Source organism: Nocardia sp. CA-136227, from assembly GCF_050955695.1.
Classification (GTDB): Bacteria; Actinomycetota; Actinomycetes; order Mycobacteriales; family Mycobacteriaceae; genus Nocardia.
Window position 1 is genome coordinate 2428632 of the sequence record NZ_CP192081.1, and the last position, 16260, is coordinate 2444891.

The following is a 16260-nucleotide window of genomic DNA, read 5'->3' on the forward strand; positions in this document are numbered from 1 at the left end:
TGCATAACCGCCGAACCGCAATTGGATTCGATTCAGATCCGACCGCGCAGTACGTCCACCCCCGGCCCCGCGAGCTCGTCGCAATAGACCGCTCGCCCCGCCATCGCCATGGTCAACGCGAGCGTCGTCCCCCCGATCACCGGCCCAGCTCCCACGGCGAACGGCCCATCACTGGCCTCCAACCGCAGTCCCTCGATCGCACTGCGCCCCGCGACGGTGAAGTCCCGGCTCGCGAAGAACCGGGCCACCTCGGTCACCGCCTCGATCGCCGGCTCCGGCCTCAGCCCCAACGGCCGCCGAATGTCCTGCCCATGTACGACCACCTCCCCGAGCCAGGCCGCCGTATGCCCCGACGGCGCGACCGTGCTGTCCACGATCGACCGAAACCGCTCCAGCGTCTCCTCGGGCGTGTTCCCGCGATGCGCCGCCAACTGCCGGTCATTGTGTCTGCCGAAGTCGAACCGGTTCCGCAGCACACTGAGCATCCACCGCAATCGCCCGGTACTGGCCCCGGCGGTCAGGTGCGCGACGACCTCCTCGACCGTCCAATCCCCACACAGCGACCGCTCACCCCACTGCACGGAGCTCAACCCCGCGAGCTCCTCGGCCAGCGCCCCGCGCTCGGCTCGCACCATCGCCCACAACTCGTCACGAGAAGACGTCTTCGACACTCGGGATACCTCCCAGCTCGGTTCACATTCCCCTCTGTGGACGCCGCCGCCCGCTCGAATTCATCGCATCGCGGAAACCCGGGTCACCGTCGTGTCGGGGAGACCGGCGGCGTTCTCGGAACCGAAGGCCTCGAACATCACGTGGATGTAGGCGATGAGCAGGGCCAGGAAAACGAGCAGGCCGATCAGCATGCCGAGTGCCACCGCCAGTGCGTCGCTGATCAGCGAGGGCGTGTCGGCCGGGTCGTCATCCTCGGGTGGTTCGGCGGATTGTTCGAAATCGGTTCTGCCGCTTCGTATCACCGGATCGACATTATCCGCGGCGGGTGCCGGGATCATGCCGTCGGAATCTTGGGGATGTGATGTCGATCCGGTGGGCTCGGGCGTCGAACTCAGGCGTCGAACAGCTTCAGGTACTTGGTCTGGCCGAACATCTCGGCGGCGTCGCGGGCGGACGGGCTGCCCGCGTTCGGGTCGGCTCCGGCGGCGAGCAGGGCGTTGACGATCTCGTCGGAGCCCTTGAAAACGGCTCCGGAGAGCGGGGTTTGGCCCTTGTCGTTGCCGAAGTTGGGGTCGGCCTTGCGGTCGAGCAGGGCGGTGACCGCGTCGGGGTGGGAGTAGTAGGCGGCGAGCATGAGCAGGGTGTCGCCATTGTCGTTGGTGAGGTTCACCGGGACACCGGCGTCGAGGTAGGCGGCCAGGGTGGCGGCGTCGCCGGTGCGGGCAAGGTCGAAGATCTTGCTCGCGAGTTCGAGGACCTCGGGGGAGAGCTCGTTGGGTTCCACCCGGCCACTCTATCGAGGCTCGGGTCAGTTGGTGATGATGAGCAGCTCGGTCGGGGACGCGATCTCGGTGCGCAGCCCGGCCTTCTCGGCGACCTTGGCCAGAGCGTCGATGGTGGACGGTTCGGTGCGGGTCAGCACCAGGGCGCGGGCCAGCAGGCCCTTGTGGTGTTTGTTGAAGTGGCTCACGACGGTTCGGGAGCCGTCGGGGCGTTCGGTGAGGACGGTGGCGGTGACTGCGCCGGGGATGCGGCCCAGGTTCTGGTAGGTGCCCGAGCGCAGGTCCACGACCAGCTGTCCGGCGGCCTCGGCGCGCAACGCCTCCGGCAGCACCGCCTTCCACAGCGATTGCAGCGTCGGCAGTCCGGGCAGTTTGGAGCCGCCCGAGAGCCGGTAGGCGGGGATCGGGTCGCCGGCGCGCACCACGCCGAACAGTGCCGAGCCGATGCCCAGGCGGGCTTCGGCCTTGGCGCGCTGCGCCTTCGTGAAGCCCGCGGCGTCCAGCGCGTCGTAGAGGACGCCGGTGTACCGGTCCAGGGCCGGGCGGGTGGCGGAGGTGCGCAGGGCGGCATTGCGGGCGATCTCCGTGTCAGCCCCCTTGCCCAGTCCGAGCGCGGCCCGGGAGGCGTCGGCGTCGGCGGCCAATCCGATCACTTCGGTGACCAGTTTGTCGCGCACCGCCGTGAGCTGCGGCATCGCGAGGGAATCCAGGTCCAGGGGACCGCCCGAACCACCGTCGGACTTGGTTTCTGAGGGAGGCAGCAGCACCAGCACGAGCCAACACGGTAATGCCTTGGGAACTGTTCGCTAGCAGCGGCTACTGTGTTCATCCGTGATCACCCGCCTCTCCCACCTGTTCCTGCGCACCCTGCGCGACGATCCCGCCGACGCCGAGGTGCCCAGCCACAAGCTGCTGGTGCGTGCCGGATACGTGCGTCGCATCGCGCCCGGCGTCTACTCGTGGCTGCCGCTCGGCCTGCGCACGCTGCGCAAGGTCGAGGACGTGGTCCGGGCGGAGATGAACGCCATCGGCGCGCAGGAGATCTCGCTGCCGGCTCTGCTGCCGCGCGAGCCGTACGAGACCACCAACCGCTGGACCGAGTACGGCGACGGCCTGTTCCGGCTCAAGGACCGCAAGGGTCAGGACTACCTGCTCGGTCCCACCCACGAGGAGCTGTTCGCGCTCACCGTGAAGGGTGAGTACAACTCGTACAAGGATCTGCCGGTCACGCTGTACCAGATCCAGACCAAGTACCGGGACGAAGGCCGTCCGCGCGCGGGCATCCTGCGTGGGCGCGAGTTCGTCATGAAGGACTCGTACTCCTTCGACCTGGACGAGGACGGGCTGAAGAACAGCTACGGCGCCCACCGCGAGGCCTACCAGAAGATCTTCGACCGTCTCGGCGTGAAGTACGTGATCGTGGCCGCCACCTCGGGCGCCATGGGTGGTTCGGCGTCGGAGGAGTTCCTGGCCGACAGCCCGGTCGGTGAGGACACCTACGTCATCTGCCGCGAGTCCGGGTATGCCGCGAACGTGGAGGCCGTGGTCACCGCCGCGCCGCCCGCGATCGCCATCGAGGGCCAGGCCGAGGCCGCCGTCCACGACACCCCCGACACCCCGACCATCGCCACCCTGGTGGACTGGGCGAACGGCGCGGGCATCGACAAGGTGCTGGGTCGTGAGGTCACTGCCGCGGACACCCTCAAGAACGTCATGGTCAAGCTGGTCTACCCCGACGGCAAGATCGAGCTGCTGGGTGTCGGCGTCCCCGGTGACCGTGAGGTCGACGAGAAGCGCCTGGAGGCGTCGGTCGAGCCGGCCGCGGTGGAGCTGCTCGACGAGGCCGACTTCAAGGCCAACCCGTTCCTGGTGAAGGGCTACATCGGCCCGAAGGCCCTGCTCGACAACGGCATCCGCTACCTGGTCGACCCCCGCGTGGTGTCCGGCACCAGCTGGATCACCGGCGCCGACGAGCCCGGCAAGCACTATGTGGGTCTGGTCGCGGGTCGTGACTTCACCGCCGACGGCACCATCGAGGCTGCCGAGGTCCGTGACGGCGACCCGTCGCCCGACGGCCGCGGCGTGCTCGAGGCCGCCCGCGGCATCGAGATCGGCCACATCTTCCAGCTGGGCCAGAAGTACACCGACGCCTTCCAGGTGGATGTCCTGGGCGAGAACGGCAAGCCGGTCCGCCTCACCATGGGCTCCTACGGTGTCGGCGTCTCCCGCATGGTCGCGGTCCTGGCCGAGCAGAAGCACGACGACAAGGGCCTGCGCTGGCCCCGCGAGGTCGCCCCGTTCGACGTCCACGTCGTCATCGCCAACAAGGACGACGCGGCCCGCGCGGGCGCCGAACAGGTTGCCGCCGAACTGGATTCCCTCGGCTTCGAGGTCCTCCTCGACGACCGCACCGCGTCCCCCGGCGTGAAGTTCAAGGACGCCGAACTCCTCGGCATGCCCTACATCGTCGTGGTCGGCCGTGGCTGGGCCGAAGGCAAGATCGAACTCCGCGACCGCTTCGCCGGCACCGCCGAGGAACTCCCCGCCGACACCGCCGTAGCCACCGTCGCCGCCAAGATCCGCGGCTGACCCAACCACCCCGAGTGGCGCATCACCTCCTGGTGATGCGCCACTTTTGTGTTCACCCCTGCCCGCGCCCCGAGTCCCCGCGCAGTGCCGACACGGAGATGACGACGAGCATGGCCGGTAGCAGGAACAGTTGGAGAATCACCAGGTAGGTCCCGGAGTGATAGAAGAATGCGAGATAAACTCCATATCCGGCGCACAGGCTGCCGCAGGCCGCGTTGGCCAGCCGCCACCACCAGTCCAGCCGCGGTGGGATCACCAGGACCAAGAGGACGATCCCGCTCGCCAGTAGTAGTACGACGTACCACGAAAACAGCGGGTGCACACCGAAATCCAGATTCACGAGCTTCCTCCCCCGTCGACAGTGGGCCCCATTGTCAACGCAAACCCCAAGGCGGGCAACGGGATAAGATCCCCGCATACCCGCCCCGCTCCACGCACTCCCGATAGCGTCAGGTTCGATCCCGAATCCCTGAAGGGAGCCCGATGCGGCGCAAACTCGGAGACGCGGCCTGGGTCCTCCTGGGCGCGGCCCTGGGCCTCCTCATCGCCCTGATCGCCGCCGTCCTGGTCCTACGCGTCATGGCCGAGGGCTCAGCCGACATGAACGGCCTGGCCCCACCGAATCAGAATTCGATTTCGTCCCAGGCGATGTGGATGGGGAATGGGTGGTCGAAGGCGATGGCCGCCGACGTGCCGGAATTCCACTCGCCCGCGACGATGTAGTTGGCCGGCCGCAGCGACGTCACGCCTTCCGGCAGGCTGGCATGTCCGGTTTCCAGGCCGTAGGCGCGAATTGTGGAGATCCGCCGCGGGTCTCGGCCGAGGATGACTTCCCAGTACCAGGGGATGCCCGCTCCCGCGTAACGCGCCTTCTTTGCCTCGATATCGCGTTCGGTGTTCGACGGTGACAGCACCTCACCGGCGATGAGCACGGCACTCGCGCGGATGTCCTGGTAGTCCTGCTCGGGGCACCGGTAGACGAGGAAATCCGGCGTGACGAAATCGGATTTCCCGGTCGAGCCGAAGAAGATGTTCGTCTCGGTCGAGGCCCGCCAGCAGTGCTGAGGCTGTGCCGCCATGGTTTCCCGGGCGCATCGTCGCAGGGCATTGCGCAGCTCCACCGAATAGTCCTGATGCTCGGCCGGGCCCCTGCGGACCCACACCACTCTGCCTTCCCACAGCTCGATCTGGCCGGCGATCTCATCGGGCAGCTTCTCGAGTTCCTCCCATGTCATGAACTGCGGAAGGTCGGGTCGCTCGACGGGCGGGGTCGGCATACCGGCCATGCTACCGAGGCCCGGCCCCGATCCAACACGTCGCTCGCCGCTCGTCATGAACCCCCCTGATAGCCACCGTCATACGAGAATTCGGTGCCGTGCGGGTCGTCGGATGGCCGTGTCGGTGCTGGTCAGCGCACCGAATCCGCCAGGGCGGGGCGGGTGGTGAGCCAGGTGCGGTAGCGGCGGAGGGCTCGGCGTTGGAGGGCGGTTTCCTGGAGGAGGGCGAGGGTGGGGTTGAGGGTGGGTCGGGTGGGGCGGCCGTCGCCGACCTGGCCGGTCATGGCGGGCGCCTCGTAGCTGCCGCCGGAGAGTTCGACGACGTCGACGCCGAGGGGAGCGAGCATCGCGATGACGGCGGCGGCGTCGTCGGCGTCGAAGCCGCCGCGCTGGAAGTCGGCGGAGTTGAGTTCGACGGCGACGGCGAACTCGGGAGCGACGACGGCCCGGACCGAGCGCACGATGTCGAGGAGCAGCCGGGCCCGGTTCTCCAGGCTGCCACCCCACTCATCGGTGCGCCGGTTGGCCAGCGGCGAGAGGAACTGCGACAGCAGGTACCCGTGCGCGGCATGGATTTCGACGCCGTCGAACCCGGCTTCGGCTGCGCGGCGGGCGGTTTCGGCGAAGCGCTCCACCGTTTCCGCGATCTGCGCCGCGCTCATGGCGACGGGTTCGGCGAACATCTTGCTGGTCTTGCCGATATCGACCCGGACCGCGGACGGGGCCCACGCGACGCCGGGCATATCCGCTCGCACCTGCCGCCCCGGGTGATTGATCTGCATCCACACCCGCGCCCCGCCGCTCTTGGCCGCGGTGGCCCAGTGCCGGAACGGTTCCAGCGGCGAATCCTTGTCGAGGACGACGCCGCCGGGCCCGGTGAGGGCGTCCGCGTGCACCATGACATTGCCGGTGATGATCAGCCCGACGCCGCCGCGGCTCCAACGCCGGTACAGCTCGAACAGGGCTCGGTCGGGGAGTTGACCGGAGGCGGCCATGTTCTCTTCCATCGCGGCCTTGACCAGCCGGTTCGGCAGCGCGACGCCGTTGGGTAGCGTGAACGGTTCGAAGACCGGTGTCATCAGCTTTCTCCTGAACGCGGTATGTTTACATTGCTAACATGAGGCTAGGAGGGAGTGTAAGCAGTGTCAACATCAGTGAAGAGTGGCTACCATCACGGCGAACTGCGCGCCTCGCTGCTGGCGGCGGCGATGCGCGGCCTCGAGGCCGGTGAACCGTTCTCGCTACGAGCCCTCGCCCGCGAGGTGGGCGTCTCGCCGACCGCCCCCTACCGGCACTTCGCCGACCGCGAGGCCCTGGAATCCGCCCTGGCCGCCCAAGGTCTGCGCGACCTGAAAGCCGACCTGGCCGCGGGCCGCCAACTCCCGGAATCGCCCGCCGACCTCGCCGAACTCGCGGTCGTCTACGTCGAGTTCGCCCTGCGCCGCCCCGCCCTGTTCCGCCTCATGTTCGGCACCGCCTGCGACGCGGGCAGTGAGGAGCGGATCGCCGCGGCGGAGGAGATCCACGATCTCCTGCGCCTGGCGATGGCCTGCGTCTTCCCGGACGGCGGCTCCGACGCGCTGTCCTCGGCGGGCTGGGCGCTGGCCCACGGGCTGGCGTTCCTCCACTTGGACGGCAAGCTCCCCGCGGAATCGAGTCGCGAGGTGGCCGATCACGTGCGGGCCGCGTTCGCCGCCGTCCTCTCCCTGCCCGCCTCCGGCGTAACCGAATAACCCACGACCAGAAGGAGTTTCGAGCATGTCCAAGCGCATCTTGAATGTCGTGACCAATGTCGGCCACTACGACGATCCGTCCCATCCGACCGGCCTGTGGCTGTCCGAACTCACCCACGCCTGGCACGTCTTCGAGCAGCACCGCTTCGATCAGACCCTGATCAGCCCCGCGGGCGGGCCGTCCCCGCTGGAACCGCGGTCGCTGAAATTCCCCAACTACGACCGCACCGCGAAGGCGTGGCGCGCCGACCCGGCCCGGATGACCCTGCTGGAGAACACCGCCGCCCCCGGCGAGATCGATTCGGCCGACTACGACGCCATCTACTTCACCGGCGGCCACGCGGTCATGTACGACTTCCCCGACAGCGAAGGTCTGCAACGCATCACCCGCGAGATCTTCGAACGCGGCGGCATCGTCGCCTCGGTCTGCCACGGCTACTGCGGCCTGCTCAATACCCGCCTCTCCGACGGCTCCTACCTGGTGGCGGGCCGCAAACTCACCGGATTCGCCTGGCAGGAGGAGGTTCTCGCGCGCGTCGACAAGCTGGTGCCCTACAACGCCGAGGAGGAGATGAAGAAGCGGGGCGCGCTGTACGAGAAGGCCATGCTGCCGTTCGTCTCCTACACCGTGGTCGACGGCAAACTGGTAACCGGCCAGAATCCCGGGTCGGCGAAGGAGACCGCGAAGAGGGTCGCCGCCCTGCTCTGACCTCGTCGGAGTCTTCGGGAAAACCCTTTGACGACCCGCGCGACCATTGCTACCTTTCCTCGGACCGTGCCAGAGGACGAGGAGGTGATACCCGTGAACGCTGTATCGACATGGGTGCTCCCCTCCGGAGTCATGGTCGGGCGATAGGTCGTCCGGGAGCGCCGTTCTGTGCACTCCGAAAGGCACGACCATGCAATTCATTTCCGAAAAGCGTCTCGACGACTCCATCCTCGAGCGTGAATTCACTCTCGGCGAGATTCCCGGCATCCTGTGGACGCCCACGACCGTCGCCGCACCGATACCTCTGATCCTGATCGGGCATTCCGCCGCCGGGCTGCCGACGATGTACCCGCGACTGCTGGGCAGGGCCCGATCCGCCGTGGCGTCGGGCTACGCGGCGGCCGCCCTCGAACTCCCCGGCAGCGGTGTGCGACCTCGTTCCGCCGGCGTCGATCAGGCTCGCGCCGATCTGCAGCGGGCGCTGCGGTCCGGCGAGCCGGTCACCGACGACATCGTCGACCGGCTGGTCCTCCCGCTGGTCGACCAGGCGGTCCCGGAATGGCAGGCCGCCCTGGACGCCCTCCTGGACCTGCCCGAGATCGGCGGCCCGGTCGGGTATTCGGGCGGAGTGATCTCCATCGGCGCCCGCCTGGCGGTGGTCGAGCCGCGCATCGTGGCCGCGGTTCTGTTCGCGGGGAGTTTCGTGCCCCGGGCAATCATGGAGGAGGCGCGCCAGGTCACCATTCCGCTGCACGTCCTGCTGCAGTGGGACGACGAGGGCAACGACCGGCAGATGGCCCTGGACCTGTTCGACGCGTTCGGTTCCGAGGAGAAGACGCTGAACGCCAATATGGGCGGTCACACCGGTGTCCCGCAGCATGCGGGGGAAGCGGCGAACCGCTTCTTCGACCGGCATCTGAAGTAGCGGCTGGTCGCCGGGCCGGCACCAGCTGTCGGCCCGGCGACTCCGTCAGGCGCGCCGGGATGTCCAGGGCCGCAACTTCTCCGGGTTCCGGATCACCCAGATGCGGGTGATCCGCCCGTCGGCGATGTCGAAGGCGTAGACCGAGACGACGGTGCCGTCGAGCTCGGCGACCAGACCGGGCTGTCCATTGACGGTGCGTTCGATCAGCGTCATCGGGAGCCCGCGTGCGGCGATCTCCATCCAGGCCTGTGCGATCTGCTCGCGCCCGATGATCGGCTCGAGGAAGGCGAGCACGTGGCCGCCGCCGTCCGCCGTGGCGGTCGCGCGCGGGTCGAGCAGCCCGATGAGCGCCTCGATATCCTTTGTCTCCCAAGCCTTTTTGAAGTCCCGGACCACGTCGGCGCGTTCGCTGCCGGACGGCGCGCGGGAGGTGTCGATGCGGCGTCGGGCACTGGAGGCGAGCTGACGGCAGGCGGCGGGGGAGCGGCCCACGATGTCGCCGACCTCGGCGAACGAGTACCGGAACACGTCGTGCAGCACGAAGGCGACCCGTTCGGCGGGTGTCATGGAGTCCAGGACGACGAGGAACGCCATGCTGATCGACTCGTCGAGCGTGACCCGGTCGGCGGGATCGGCGGGGGCGATCCCGTCCAACCAGTCGGTCGGGCCGGGCACCGGCTCCGGAATCCATTCGCCCACATACCGTTCCCGCCGGGCACGCGCTGATCCGAGCAGGTCGAGGCAGATCCGGCTGGCGACGGTGGTCATCCACGCCCCGGGCGTCTCGATCTCCTGCCGCTGCGGTTCGGTGAGCGCGTACCAGCGCGCGTAGGTCTCCTGCACCACGTCCTCCGCCTCGGCCAGCGACCCGAGCAGCCGGTAGGCGAGGTTGATCAGCTGGCGGCGTTCGTTCATCACCGCGGGCAGCTGCGGGTCGGTCATGGTCGGCTCCTTCGGTCTGCGTGCCATTACCGATATCGACGATGTAGCGGCAAAGAATGTGAGCACGGCCTGACATTCCGCACGGCTGCTTCGTCGGTAGGGCAAGCAACGTTCAGTAGAGCAGGAGTTCGGTCATGACCAGAATCGGCATCATCCTCGGCAGTACCCGGCCCAACCGCAAAGGCGCGCAGGTCGCCGACTGGGTCCAGGATCAGGCCTCGACGCGCGGCGACGCCGACTACGACCTGATCGACCTGCGCGACCACCCCCTCCCGCACTTCGACGAGCCCGTCCCTCCCATGTTCGGCCCGTCCGAGAACGAATCGACCCGCGCCTGGTCCGAACGCATCGCCGCCTGCGACGGGTTCGTCATCGTGACCCCCGAGTACAACGGCGGATACCCCGGCGTCGTGAAGAACGCCCTGGACCACCTGTTCGCCGAATGGAACAACAAGGCGGTCGGATTCGTCTCGTACGGCGTCAACGGCGGCGCCCGCGCCGTGGTGCAACTGCGCGCCGTATGCAGCACCCTCGGCCTCGCGGATGTCGGCTACCAGGTGGGCATCTCGGTCCTCACCGACTTCGAGAACCACACCAACTTCGTCCCGACCGACGCCCACACCGCCGCCCTCGGCAAAACTCTCGACCAGCTCATCGCCTGGACCACAGCCCTCGCCCCCCTGCGATCCACCGAATCCACCCTCGTCACCTCCTAGGAGCGAATCATGAACGCGTCCAACAACGTTCATTCCGACCGCACCACCTCCGAAGAGGCCGCGATCCGCGCCCGAATCGACAGCGTGCTGAAGGCCCTGCACGCCCGAGACCTCGAATCCATCCGCCACGCCTACACCCCCGACGTCATCTCCTTCGACGTCGAACCCCCACTCCAGCACGTCGGCATAGAAGCCAAACTCGCGAACTGGTCCAAGGTCTTCCAGTTCTTCGATTCCGTGACCTACGAACTCCGCGACCTGACCCTCACCATCGGAACCGACGTAGCCTACGGCCACGCCTTCGCCCGCCTCTCCGGCACAACCAATTCCGGCGACCGAATCCCCGGCATGTGGGTCCGAGTAACCTACGGCCTCCGCAAACTCGACAACACCTGGCTCATCGCCCACGACCAGGTCTCCGTCCCCTACGACGTCACCACCGGCACCAGCGCCATCGACCTCCAACCCGAGTAGATCAGCCCTCGCTACTCGTCCCGGCCACCGCCTCCCGGTGCGATGATGGCCGGGATGCGAAGCGCGGCTCGACTTCTGGAGGCCGTGCTCGGCGGGGAGGGAAGAGTGTCGGTGGAGGGGACGCGGTTCGGCCGGTACCACTTGCAACAGTTGCTCGGTGAGGGCGGCATGGGGCAGGTATACCGGGCGCACGACAGCCAGACCGGTCGGATCGTCGCGGTGAAGCTGCTGCACCCGCATATGGCGGCCGATCCGGTATACCGGGAGCGATTCCAGCGCGAGGCGCGCGCCGCGGCCGGGCTGGTGCACCCGAACGTGGTGCCGATCTTCGATTTCGGCGAGGTCGAGGACCGATTGTTCATCTGCATGCAGTTCGTCACCGGTGTCGGAGTGGATTCGGTGCTGGCCGAATCCGGCCCGATGCCGGTGGAGCGGGCGGTCTCGGTGGTGGCGCAGGCGGCCGCCGCACTGGACGACGCGCACGCCGAGGGGCTCGTGCACCGGGACGTGAAGCCCTCGAACCTCCTGGTCACGGCCCGCGATTTCGTGTACCTCATCGATTTCGGCATCGCGCGGGCCGTCGGCGAGACCGCACTGACCACGACCGGCGCGACGATCGGCACCTTCGCCTACATGGCCCCGGAACGATTCAGCACCGGTGTCGCCGACGCCCGTTCCGACGTCTACGCCCTGGCCTGCGTGCTGTACCAGTGTCTGACGGGTCGTACTCCGTACCCGGCAACCGCGTTGGAGCAGCAGATCGCCGCCCACCTGACCCAGCCGCCACCGAAACCGAGCCAGGCGCGCCCGCAGATCGGGACGGTTCTCGACGACGTCGTAGCGACCGGCATGGCGAAGAACCCGGAGGAGCGGTACCGAACCGCGGGTGAGCTTGCCGCGGCGTGCATCTCGGCTGTCACGGGCGCACCCCCGCCAGCGGTCACCGAAATCAATCCGGGCTCTCCCTCAGACCCGCCGCGGCGGAGGATTCCCGTCAAGCGGGTACTCACGGCGTTCGCTCTCGTGGGCCTGACCGCGGTCGGCGTCGCGGCCGGCGTGGCGTTCATGAAGAACCAATCCGAAGGCAATGCGGCTCTTCCGACCGCCACCACAACGCCGATCCCGACGACGACAATGGCTCCCTCGTCTGCCCCGCCCACGACAACCACCACGACGACACAAGCGGTGCTTCTGCCCGGACCCGGAACCCATTGCGGCACAGTGAACGTGGTGAGCGGCAAGCCGATCGACACCATGATCGACGCCGGCAGCATCTCCTGCGCAAGCGTGAAATCGGTGATAGCCCAGTACTACTTGGACATCAAGAGCGGCAAAGCCGAGGGCAGCGGTGCCGCGGTCCGCGGCATCTACGACGTCAGCGGCCGCTGGGACTGCATTTCCGAAACCTACGCAAAAGGCGGACACGCCCACTGCACCCTCGGCTCGATCCAGATCTCCACCACCGGTTGACCATGTGCCCCGGCAAGTCGCCTGGCCTTTTCCCGTGCGATCGCCTTGGCTGGAACCGATGAGTTTCGAGCGTGGAGGAGGTCTACTCGGCTATGAGGAAACTGATCTATGGCATCAGCGTGTCCCTGGACGGCTACATCAACGACCGCGACGGCAATATCGACTGGACCGACCCGGACGAGGAACTCCACCAGTTCCACAACGACCGATACCGCGATATCGACATCGCCCTGCACGGCCGCCGCCTCTACGAACTGATGGCGGACTTCTGGCCCCACGTCCCCGAGGACGAAGGGCCGATCATGCGCGAGTTCGGCGAGCTCTGGACCTCCAAATCCAAGTACGTGTTCTCCCGAACCCTCACCGAGGTCGAGTGGAACAGCACTCTGATCAGTGAGAACGCGGTAGACGTGGTCCGCAAGCTCAAGTCCGAAGGCGACGGCGTGATGGAGGTCGGCGGCGCGAACCTGGCCGCGTCCCTCATCCCGCACGACCTCATCGACGAATACCAACTGTTCGTCGCACCGATAATCCTCGGCGGCGGCACCCCCATGTTCCCGTCGCTCGACAAACGCATCCCCCTCCGCTTGGTCGAGACCCGAAACTTCAACACCGTCCTGATGCAGCGCTACGTAGTCGGCGACCAGTAGGGAGTGCGATGCCGATCGATATCCGGGAGTTCATGCGCCGAAACCCGTACCCGGGGAGGGTGATCGGTTTCCGGTCCGCTGGTCGGGGGCGCCTGGAGGGGCTGGTCGTGCTGACCGGCCGCAGCCGGGCGTCGAAGGCTCGGGTGCTCGATTCCACCCGGGACGGCAATATCGCGCTGCGGGCACGCTCCACCGAGGACGGCCCGCACGACGAGTTGCGGCATTACCCGGCGGTGATCGCCGACCACCACGGGATCGTCATCGCCAACGGCGACCATTCGGTCCCGCTGCACGGCGCACTCGCCGCAGCCCAGTTCGACTCCCGAATCGCCGCAACCCGATACGAGCCGGACCCGCCGATCAACACGCCCCGGATATCGGTCGCACTCGAACTCCACACGCAGCGGATCATCGCGTCGATCAACGCGGCCGCCACCGGCGACCGTGACGCGCCGCCGGTGCATGTTCGCCTCGACACCCAGGCGGGGGACGTGAACGACTGGATCATGTTCTCCACCTACCGGTCCGACGGCGTCACCATCGAGCCGAACCACCAGTTCACCCCGGTCGCGTTCACCACGGCCGATCCCCTCGCCGAGGCGTGGGACGCCGTCGACCCGCGCTATCGGGTCGCGGCGGCGGGGATCACCTTCGACAACGGTGCCGCGGTCGCGCGGCAGGTCAGCGGCCGCGTCGGCTGAGGACGCCGGAGAGCCAGCCGACGGCGAAGGTCACCAGGAGGACCAGCCACATGGGGGAGCGAATGGTGAGCAGCAGGAATTCGATGTCGACGCGGTGGCGGTTCTCGGCGATGAATATCAGGGCCAGGATGGCCAGGGCGATGGCGAACCATTGCTTCAGCGAAATGCGGGAAAGCATTGATGGTTTGGAGTTTTCGGCCATGACCAGGGCTCCTGGCGGGGTTGTCGCGCCTTGGGCTCGCCCTCGCGCGAGTGGTCGGTAGGGGACAGCGGTGTTCAGTGGCGGTCCTGCCGCCGGCAGGATTCAGGCAACTTTCAGCTATCGATTTGTCGATTCAGGGTAACTGCTCACGTCCGATTTACGCATGTATTTTCCGGATCGATACGACGACTGATGCCCCCGACCTGCGGAGAGTTCTTCCCGGGGCTTTGTCGACGATCGCCCGCGGTGGAGTATCCACGCGGTCCAGGTTGTGACATCTATCCCGTTGTGCCGAACGGCATTTCATGGCGTGCACCCGTCGAGTCGGCCTGGCCGATGCTGTGACCTGGGATATCGCGGAACGAATCCGCATCCGAGCTCATCCGTTCGTCTTTCTCGATTGCGCGAAGTGGCATTTTATGTCCTGTCCGGCACACCAATAGCGTCGAATTCATGCAGTGGAATCTTCAATCGGCCGAAGAACTCGCGGCTGCCTTGCGCGCCGGTGCGGTGACCTCGGTGGAACTGACCGACGACGCGATCGCCCGGATCGAACGCGATGACAAGGCGATCAACGCGATCTGTGTACCCGACTTCGATAATGCGCGGGCCGCCGCGCGCCACGCCGACGAGGCGCGCGCCCGCGGCGAGGATCGGCCGTTGCTCGGCATCCCGGTCACGGTCAAGGAGTCCTACGACATGGCCGGGCTGCCCACGACCTGGGGCATTCCGCAGCACGCGGACTACGTGCCGACCGAGGACGCGGTCCAGGTGTCGTGGTTGAAGGCCGCCGGCGCGGTGGTGCTCGGCAAGACGAATGTGCCGGTGATGCTGCGAGATATCCAGACCTTCAACGACATCTACGGCACCACCAACAATCCGTGGGATCACAGCCGCACGTCGGGCGGGTCGTCCGGCGGTTCGGCGGCGGCCCTGGCGTCCGGGTTCGGCGCGCTGTCCATCGGCTCCGACCTCGCCGGTTCGCTGCGCACCCCCGCGCATTTCTGCGGCATCTACGCGCACAAGCCGTCGCTGGGGCTGGCGCCGACCCGCGGCATGGTCCCGCCGCCCACACCGGCCCTGCCGGTCGACCTCGACCTCGCCGTGGTCGGTCCGATGGCCCGCACCGCCCGCGACCTCACGCTCCTGCTCGACGTGATGGCTGGACCGGACCCGCTGACCCACGGCGTCGCCTACGACCTCGCCCTGCCGCCCGCACGCCACCAGCGGCTGGCCGACTTCCGTGTCCTGATCATCGAGGACCATCCGCTCATCCCGACCGGATCGGCGGTACGGGCGGGCGTCAACCGGGTCGCCGACGCCCTCGCCGACGCGGGCGCCCGCGTCGAACGGCACAGCCCGCTGCTGCCCGACCCGGCCGAAGCGGCGACGGTCTACCTGCAGTTGATGCTGTCGAACGCCGCCACGAGTCTCCCCGCTGACGTGTACGAACAGCTGCGGACCCGCGCCGCCGCCCTGGGCGCGGACGACAAGAGCCTGGATGCCGCGCGGGTGCGCGGCATGGTGCTCAGCCACCGCGACTGGGTCGAGACGAACAACCGCCGCGAACTCCACCGCCAGGGCTGGCGGCGGCTCTTCACCGAGTTCGATGCCGTGGTGTGCCCGATCACGCCGACTCCCGCGTTCCCGCACGACCACAACGGCAGCCTGGAGAACCGCCATATAGACATCGACGGCGTCGAGTACCCGTACTTCGACCAGCTCGTCTGGGCCGGTATGGCCACCATGCCGGGCCTGCCCGCCACCGCCATTCCGACGGGCCGGTCCCCCGAGGGCCTGCCGGTCGGAGTGCAGCTCATCGGCCCGATGTTCGAGGACCGCACCCCGCTGCGGATGGCCGAACTGCTCGAGGAGAAGATCGGCGGCTTCCAGGCGCCGTGCTGAGCGCCGAATCAAACCACGGCCGGAACACCGGCTGACGTCGAACGCGTTGTCGCCGAGCACGATTGTGAGGACCCCGGTCACGTCGAGGCGAGGGGCCGGGTGGAACGGGAGTCTGTGCGTTCCACCCGGCCGTCGAACCACGATGTCTGCCCGATATTGGTCGAGTGGGCATCGTGTCCGGAGCTGTGCGGTAACCAGCTCCGGCAGGCGAGGTGAAATGGTCGCGACGGAGTAACCGAACCCGAGCGGTTCCGCGCTTCCCAATCAGCCCCACCTTCGCCGAACCATAGTCATCGCCGAGATCCGAGCAGGTTGATTCCCTGATCGCTGACACGAATCGAGAGCCCGTCGGCACGAAAAGTCATAGATAGCTACAAAGAAGCTGTGCCGGGCGCGGGGAGCATCCGCCAATCCGCCGCAACGTGGTTGTCGGTACCCGCCCCACGCCGTCACCGTATGGACCGCATGGGAGATCGGCGCACCGGCCAGAATCGCCCAGCGCACAACCACTCC

General features: G+C 67.6%; 18 protein-coding genes and 1 pseudogene. 10 read left to right on the top strand and 9 right to left on the bottom strand.

The genetic code is table 11. The features are described 5' to 3' along the window. Window positions 1-32 precede the first annotated feature (32 nt). From ACQP06_RS10915 to yaaA, 4 genes are all read right to left on the bottom strand, one after another. The gene (locus ACQP06_RS10915; protein ID WP_433672101.1) at window positions 33-671 is read right to left on the bottom strand and encodes a maleylpyruvate isomerase family mycothiol-dependent enzyme; all 639 of its coding nucleotides are present in this window, start codon (window positions 669-671) and stop codon (window positions 33-35) included. A gap of 60 nt (window positions 672-731) precedes the next feature. Further along, window positions 732-974 (bottom strand): hypothetical protein, encoded by a 243-nt coding sequence (locus tag ACQP06_RS10920; protein ID WP_433672102.1) that lies wholly within the window; start codon window positions 972-974, stop codon window positions 732-734. An 89-nt stretch (window positions 975-1063) separates the two neighbouring features. After that, window positions 1064-1456 (bottom strand): ankyrin repeat domain-containing protein, encoded by a 393-nt coding sequence (locus ACQP06_RS10925; RefSeq protein WP_357092935.1) that lies wholly within the window; start codon window positions 1454-1456, stop codon window positions 1064-1066. A gap of 24 nt (window positions 1457-1480) precedes the next feature. Then, on the bottom strand, window positions 1481-2227 hold the full coding sequence (gene yaaA, locus ACQP06_RS10930; protein ID WP_433672103.1) for a peroxide stress protein YaaA: 747 nt from the start codon (window positions 2225-2227) through the stop codon (window positions 1481-1483). Window positions 2228-2285: 58 nt separating this feature from the next. Here yaaA and ACQP06_RS10935 point away from each other — a divergent pair, with 58 nt between their 5' ends. After that, window positions 2286-4043, top strand: coding sequence for a proline--tRNA ligase (locus tag ACQP06_RS10935; RefSeq protein ID WP_433672104.1), 1758 nt, complete (start codon window positions 2286-2288; stop codon window positions 4041-4043). Window positions 4044-4095: 52 nt separating this feature from the next. On the opposite strand, the gene ACQP06_RS10940 is transcribed toward ACQP06_RS10935, so the two are convergent. The 3 genes and pseudogenes from ACQP06_RS10940 to ACQP06_RS10950 form a co-directional block, all read right to left on the bottom strand. After that, on the bottom strand, window positions 4096-4383 hold the full coding sequence (locus ACQP06_RS10940; RefSeq protein ID WP_433672105.1) for a hypothetical protein: 288 nt from the start codon (window positions 4381-4383) through the stop codon (window positions 4096-4098). A gap of 283 nt (window positions 4384-4666) precedes the next feature. Then, complete coding sequence (locus tag ACQP06_RS10945; RefSeq protein ID WP_433672106.1) at window positions 4667-5377, bottom strand: Uma2 family endonuclease; 711 nt, start codon at window positions 5375-5377, stop codon at window positions 4667-4669. A 200-nt stretch (window positions 5378-5577) separates the two neighbouring features. After that, window positions 5578-6399 (bottom strand): annotated as a pseudogene (locus ACQP06_RS10950) (2,4-dienoyl-CoA reductase); the annotation flags it as partial. Between the two features lie 63 nt (window positions 6400-6462). On the opposite strand from ACQP06_RS10950, the gene ACQP06_RS10955 reads away from it, so the two are divergent. The 3 genes from ACQP06_RS10955 (at window position 6463) to ACQP06_RS10965 (ending at window position 8687) form a co-directional block, all read left to right on the top strand. Next, window positions 6463-7053, top strand: a complete 591-nt coding sequence (locus ACQP06_RS10955; RefSeq protein WP_433672107.1) for a TetR/AcrR family transcriptional regulator — start codon at window positions 6463-6465, stop codon at window positions 7051-7053. A gap of 25 nt (window positions 7054-7078) precedes the next feature. Then, complete coding sequence (locus tag ACQP06_RS10960; RefSeq protein ID WP_433672108.1) at window positions 7079-7762, top strand: type 1 glutamine amidotransferase domain-containing protein; 684 nt, start codon at window positions 7079-7081, stop codon at window positions 7760-7762. A 190-nt stretch (window positions 7763-7952) separates the two neighbouring features. After that, a complete protein-coding gene (locus ACQP06_RS10965; protein ID WP_433672109.1) occupies window positions 7953-8687 on the top strand; it encodes an alpha/beta hydrolase in 735 nt (244 codons plus the stop codon). Between the two features lie 45 nt (window positions 8688-8732). Here ACQP06_RS10965 and sigJ read toward each other — a convergent pair whose 3' ends face one another. Then, window positions 8733-9629 carry an RNA polymerase sigma factor SigJ gene (gene sigJ / locus ACQP06_RS10970; protein WP_433672110.1) on the bottom strand — a complete coding sequence of 299 codons (897 nt, stop codon included), beginning with the start codon at window positions 9627-9629 and terminating at the stop codon, window positions 8733-8735. A 134-nt stretch (window positions 9630-9763) separates the two neighbouring features. Here sigJ and ACQP06_RS10975 point away from each other — a divergent pair, with 134 nt between their 5' ends. The 5 genes from ACQP06_RS10975 to ACQP06_RS10995 all read left to right on the top strand — a co-directional run bounded on the left by ACQP06_RS10975 (window position 9764) and on the right by ACQP06_RS10995 (window position 13640). Further along, on the top strand, window positions 9764-10345 hold the full coding sequence (locus ACQP06_RS10975; protein ID WP_433672111.1) for an NADPH-dependent FMN reductase: 582 nt from the start codon (window positions 9764-9766) through the stop codon (window positions 10343-10345). A 9-nt stretch (window positions 10346-10354) separates the two neighbouring features. Further along, window positions 10355-10819, top strand: coding sequence for a YybH family protein (locus ACQP06_RS10980; protein WP_433672112.1), 465 nt, complete (start codon window positions 10355-10357; stop codon window positions 10817-10819). 54 nt (window positions 10820-10873) lie between these two features. Continuing rightward, window positions 10874-12289 carry a serine/threonine-protein kinase gene (locus ACQP06_RS10985; protein ID WP_433672113.1) on the top strand — a complete coding sequence of 472 codons (1416 nt, stop codon included), beginning with the start codon at window positions 10874-10876 and terminating at the stop codon, window positions 12287-12289. A 92-nt stretch (window positions 12290-12381) separates the two neighbouring features. After that, window positions 12382-12939, top strand: coding sequence for a dihydrofolate reductase family protein (locus ACQP06_RS10990; RefSeq protein WP_433672114.1), 558 nt, complete (start codon window positions 12382-12384; stop codon window positions 12937-12939). Between the two features lie 8 nt (window positions 12940-12947). Further along, entirely contained in the window at window positions 12948-13640 is a 693-nt protein-coding gene (locus ACQP06_RS10995) for an IMP cyclohydrolase (RefSeq protein ID WP_433672115.1), read from the top strand. On the opposite strand, the gene ACQP06_RS11000 is transcribed toward ACQP06_RS10995, so the two are convergent. Further along, window positions 13621-13842 carry a hypothetical protein gene (locus tag ACQP06_RS11000; protein ID WP_433672116.1) on the bottom strand — a complete coding sequence of 74 codons (222 nt, stop codon included), beginning with the start codon at window positions 13840-13842 and terminating at the stop codon, window positions 13621-13623. The two genes, ACQP06_RS10995 and ACQP06_RS11000, sit on opposite strands and share 20 nt — an antisense overlap. Window positions 13843-14295: 453 nt before the next feature. Between ACQP06_RS11000 and ACQP06_RS11005 the strand changes: the two genes are divergently transcribed. Further along, the gene (locus ACQP06_RS11005; protein ID WP_433672117.1) at window positions 14296-15747 is read left to right on the top strand and encodes an amidase; all 1452 of its coding nucleotides are present in this window, start codon (window positions 14296-14298) and stop codon (window positions 15745-15747) included. The last annotated feature ends 513 nt before the right edge of the window (window positions 15748-16260 follow it).

Bases quoted from the DNA above. Each gene is read 5' to 3' on its own strand.
- ACQP06_RS10990 (WP_433672114.1), top strand. From the start codon at position 12,382: ATGAGGAAACTGATCTATGGCATCAGCGTGTCCCTGGACGGCTACATC.
- sigJ (WP_433672110.1), bottom strand. From the start codon at position 9,629: ATGACCGACCCGCAGCTGCCCGCGGTGATGAACGAACGCCGCCAGCTG.
- ACQP06_RS11005 (WP_433672117.1), top strand. From the start codon at position 14,296: ATGCAGTGGAATCTTCAATCGGCCGAAGAACTCGCGGCTGCCTTGCGC.
- ACQP06_RS10965 (WP_433672109.1), top strand. From the start codon at position 7,953: ATGCAATTCATTTCCGAAAAGCGTCTCGACGACTCCATCCTCGAGCGT.
- ACQP06_RS10975 (WP_433672111.1), top strand. From the start codon at position 9,764: ATGACCAGAATCGGCATCATCCTCGGCAGTACCCGGCCCAACCGCAAA.
- ACQP06_RS10980 (WP_433672112.1), top strand. From the start codon at position 10,355: ATGAACGCGTCCAACAACGTTCATTCCGACCGCACCACCTCCGAAGAG.
- ACQP06_RS11000 (WP_433672116.1), bottom strand. From the start codon at position 13,842: ATGGCCGAAAACTCCAAACCATCAATGCTTTCCCGCATTTCGCTGAAG.
- ACQP06_RS10945 (WP_433672106.1), bottom strand. From the start codon at position 5,377: ATGACGAGCGGCGAGCGACGTGTTGGATCGGGGCCGGGCCTCGGTAGC.
- ACQP06_RS10985 (WP_433672113.1), top strand. From the start codon at position 10,874: ATGCGAAGCGCGGCTCGACTTCTGGAGGCCGTGCTCGGCGGGGAGGGA.
- ACQP06_RS10960 (WP_433672108.1), top strand. From the start codon at position 7,079: ATGTCCAAGCGCATCTTGAATGTCGTGACCAATGTCGGCCACTACGAC.
- ACQP06_RS10995 (WP_433672115.1), top strand. From the start codon at position 12,948: ATGCCGATCGATATCCGGGAGTTCATGCGCCGAAACCCGTACCCGGGG.